Raw genomic sequence first — 3243 nt, 5'->3', positions numbered from 1 at the left:
GCCGTTGACATCGAAGGGCAGCGCGGTCTGCGCGCTGGCCGCGAGGCCGCGGCGCGCGAAGTCGTCGCGGTGCATGGCCGAGGAGATCACGCCGGGCGCGCCGGCCAGGCCCAGGTCCTTCTGCAGCCGCTCGACCAGCCAGGCGCCGCCCGAGGTGACGCCCACCAGCCGGGTGTCGGGGCGCAGCAGCGCGCGGACGCCGGCCAGCAGTTGCGTGTAGAGCGCCTCGGCGTCGGGAATGGCGGGGGTGGAACTCACGGAAGACTCCTCAAGAATTGCTCCAGGATGATGCAGGCCGAGGCGGCATCGGCATCGCGCGCGCCCTGGGAGAGCGCCTCGGTGGTGCTGTAGCGCTCGTCGACCTCGAACACCTGCAGGTTGAAACGGCCGCGCAGCTGGCGCGCGAACTTCTGCGCGCGCCGGGTGTTCTCGTGCGCGGCGCCGTCGGGATGGAAGGGCACGCCCACCACCAGCGCATCGGGCTGCCACTCGCGGATGCGCGCCTCGACCTGCGCGAAGCGGGCATCGGCACCCTCGGCCTTGATGGTGGCCTGCGGCGTGGCGCCGCGCAGCAGCCGGTTGCCGCTCGCCACGCCGGTGCGCTTCTGGCCGAAATCGAAGGCCAGGAAGCTCTGGAAATGGGCGGGAACGGGAGGAGAAGCGGGGCTGGAAGCGGAAGCTGGCGCGTCAGGCATGGCCGTGGCGTTCACGCATGCCCCGCGTCGGGCGAGAGCTTCCAGGCCTCCAGGCCCAGCAGCAGCAGCGCCTTGTCGTAGCGCTGGTCGATGGGGGTGTCGAAGATCACGGCCGGGTCGGCGCCCACCGTGAGCCAGCTGTTCTCGGCCAGTTCGGACTCGAGCTGGCCCTCGCCCCAGGCCGCGTAGCCCAGCGAGACCAGCACCTTGCGCGGGCCGGCGCCGGTGGCCAGGGCCTCCAGCACGTCCTTCGAGGTGGTCATCTCGAGGCCGCCGGGAATGGTCATGGTCGAGGCGTAGACCGATTCCTCGGGTTTGTCGGCCTCGGTGAAGACCGGCTCGTGCAGCACGAAGCCGCGCTCGGTCTGCATCGGGCCGCCCTGGAAGACCGGGGCCTCGCCGAGCTCGGGGCGCGCGAGGTGCAGCTCGATCTTCTCGAACAGCACCTTGAGGTTGATGTCGCTGGGTTTGTTGATGACCAGGCCCAGGGCGCCGCGCTCGCTGTGCTCGCACAGGTAGACGACGCTGCGGTTGAAGGTCTTGTCTTCCAGGCCCGGCATCGCTATCAAAAAGTGATGCGTCAGGTTCATCGGGGCAGAATCGGAAGCCATATGCCTCCGATTTTACTGGCCGTCGACAAGACCTACCCCAAAGGGCTCATGTGGTTCCGCCGCGACCTGCGCGTGGACGACAACGCGGCCCTCTACCACGCCCTGCGAAGCTGCCGCCAGCTGGTCTGCGTGTTCGTGTTCGACACGGCGATCCTCGACCCCCTGCCGCGGGTCGACCGGCGGGTGGAATTCATCCGCGAATCGCTGCTGGAGCTCGACGAGGAGCTGCGCGCGCTCGGCGGCGGGCTGATCGTGCGGCATGCGGCGGCGGCCGAGGAGATCCCGGCGCTGGCGCGCGCGCTCGAGGTGCAGGCGGTGTTCGCCAACCGCGACGACGAGCCCGAGGCGCTGGCGCGCGACGCCGGCGTGTTCGGCGCGCTGGCCAATGCGGGCGTGAGCTTCCACACCCACAAGGACTCGACGGTCTTCGAGCGCGACGAGCTGATGACCAAGACCGGCCAGCCCTACACGGTCTTCACGCCCTACAAGCGGGCCTGGCTGGCCAAGGTCGACGACTTCTTCCTCAAGTCCTACCCGAGCCGCGGCCATGCCGACGCCCTGGTGCCGCCGCCCGAGGGCTGGCGCGCGCCGGTGCCCTCGCTCGAGGCGCTGGGCTTCGCCAAGAGCAACCTCGGCACGCTCGAGATCCCCACCGGCACGCGCGGCGCGGCGATCCTGTTCGAGGACTTCTTCGAGCGCATCGAGCGCTACGAGGCGGCGCGCAACTATCCGGCGGTGCGCGGGCCCAGCTACCTGGGCGTGCACCTGCGCTTCGGCACGGTGTCGATCCGGCAGGTGGCGGGCGTGGCACGCCAGCTCTCGCTGCGGGGCGACGCGGGCGCCGCGACCTGGCTCAGCGAGCTGATCTGGCGCGACTTCTACTTCCAGATCCTGGCCCATTTCCCGCACGTGCACGCCAAGGGCGAGTCGAAGAGCTTCCGCCCCGAGTACGACAAGATCCAGTGGCACCACGGCAAGCATGCCGACCAGCTGTTCGAGGCCTGGTGCCAGGGCCGCACCGGCTATCCGCTGGTCGACGCGGCCATGCTGCAGATCAACCAGAGCGGCTACATGCACAACCGGCTGCGCATGGTGGTGGCGAGCTTCCTGTGCAAGGACCTGGGGCTCGACTGGCGCCGCGGCGAGGCCTACTTCGCGCTGCACCTCAACGACTTCGAGCTGGCGTCGAACAACGGCGGCTGGCAATGGGCGAGCTCGAGCGGCTGCGACGCGCAGCCCTACTTCCGCATCTTCAACCCGGTGACGCAGAGCGAGCGCTTCGACCCCGACGGCAAGTTCATCCGGCGCTACCTGCCGCAGCTCGCGGGGCTGTCGAACGGCGCGATCCATTCGCCGTGGACGGCGACGCCGGTGGAGCTGGAAGCGGCGGGCGTGAAGCTCGGCGAGAACTACCCGGTGCCGGTGGTCGACCATGCCGAGGCGCGCGAGCGCACGCTGCAGCGCTACGCGGTGGCGCGCAGCAAGGCGCTGGCGAAGAAGTAGCGCCGGCCGTCCCCCAAAGAAAAAGCCCGGAGGCGCGTCGCCGTCCGGGCTTTTTCGCAGGCGCGCGCCTCAGGCCGCCGCGAGCGTCGCCGTATCGCTGGTGTAGGCGCGCACCAGCCGCAGCAGCTCTTCTTCGGAGTAGGGCTTGCCGAGGTAGTGGTTCACGCCGAGGTCGCGCGCATAGTCGCGGTGCTTCTCGGCGATGCGCGAGGTGATCATGATGATCGGCAGCTCGGCCAGCGCCGCGTCGCCGCGGATGTTGCGCGCGAGGTCGAAGCCGTCCATGCGCGGCATCTCGATGTCGGACAGCACGACCGCCGGGCGTTCCTGCTGCAGCCGCTCGAGCGCCTGCAGGCCGTCGGCCGCCAGCGAGACCCGGTAGCCTTCGCGCTGCAGCAGGCGCTGCGTGACGCGGCGCACGGTGATGGAGTCGT

The 3243-nt window shown here is 70.0% G+C and carries 5 protein-coding genes; 1 reads left to right on the top strand and 4 read right to left on the bottom strand.

Going from position 1 to position 3243, the window contains the following annotated elements:
- The 3 genes from AC27VN_RS36830 to AC27VN_RS36820 form a co-directional block, all read right to left on the bottom strand.
- A partial coding sequence (locus AC27VN_RS36830; RefSeq protein WP_490879838.1) for a type I phosphoribosyltransferase occupies positions 1-258 on the bottom strand: 258 nt, incomplete at its 3' end.
- Positions 255-695 carry a Holliday junction resolvase RuvX gene (gene ruvX, locus AC27VN_RS36825; RefSeq protein WP_398500452.1) on the bottom strand — a complete coding sequence of 147 codons (441 nt, stop codon included), beginning with the start codon at positions 693-695 and terminating at the stop codon, positions 255-257. The genes ruvX and AC27VN_RS36830, both read right to left, overlap by 4 nt.
- An 11-nt stretch (positions 696-706) precedes the next feature.
- On the bottom strand, positions 707-1306 hold the full coding sequence (locus AC27VN_RS36820) for a YqgE/AlgH family protein (protein ID WP_093347901.1): 600 nt from the start codon (positions 1304-1306) through the stop codon (positions 707-709).
- On the opposite strand from AC27VN_RS36820, the gene AC27VN_RS36815 reads away from it, so the two are divergent.
- Positions 1307-2809, top strand: a complete 1503-nt coding sequence (locus tag AC27VN_RS36815; RefSeq protein WP_490879837.1) for a cryptochrome/photolyase family protein — start codon at positions 1307-1309, stop codon at positions 2807-2809. It begins immediately after the preceding gene.
- Between the two features lie 69 nt (positions 2810-2878).
- Here the strand turns inward: AC27VN_RS36815 and AC27VN_RS36810 are convergent.
- On the bottom strand, positions 2879-3243 hold a 365-nt coding region (locus AC27VN_RS36810), incomplete at its 5' end, for a response regulator (protein WP_490879836.1).

This window comes from Variovorax sp. 20P10.2.4, from assembly GCF_058244205.1.
The sequence above is the reverse complement of the archived record's forward strand: the minus strand, read 5'-3'. Positions and strand labels throughout refer to the sequence as shown.